The organism is Lysobacter korlensis (assembly GCF_042434515.1).
In genome coordinates this window covers 1-502 of record NZ_JBHLTG010000068.1, presented here as the reverse complement: position 1 = coordinate 502, position 502 = coordinate 1, and the positions used below count along the sequence as shown (strand labels likewise).

Genomic DNA, 502 nt, shown 5'->3' with positions numbered 1-502 from the left:
GCCGTGAGGCTAACCCTTCCTCTTAACCTTCCAGCACCGGGCAGGCGTCAGTCCGTATACGTCACCTTTCGGTTTAGCAGAGACCTGTGTTTTTGATAAACAGTCGCTTGGATCTTTTCACTGCGGCACGCCTGGGCTATGCACCCTGGCATGCACCCCTTCTCCCGAAGTTACGGGGGCATTTTGCCGAGTTCCTTAACGAGAGTTCTCCCGAGCGTCTTAGGATGCTCTCCTCGCCTACCTGTGTCGGTTTGGGGTACGGGCACCTGACGATTTGCTAGAAGCTTTTCTTGGCAGTGTAGGTGCAGGTCCTTCGGTACTTTAATTCCCTCCCCATCACTGCTCAGCCTTAAGATGGCGGGATTTGCCTCACCATCAGCCTTACAGCTTGGACGCGCATAACCAACAGCGCGCTGACCTTGCCTTCCTGCGTCACTCCATCACTCAAACACCGTCAGGTGGTACAGGAATATCCACCTGTTGTCCATCGCCTACGCCTTCC

Annotated in this window: 1 rRNA gene; it reads right to left on the bottom strand. The window is 55.0% G+C overall.

Annotation, left to right across the window (positions count from 1 at the left end):
• Positions 1-502: ribosomal RNA gene (locus ACFFGH_RS34480) — 23S ribosomal RNA — on the bottom strand; the annotation flags it as partial.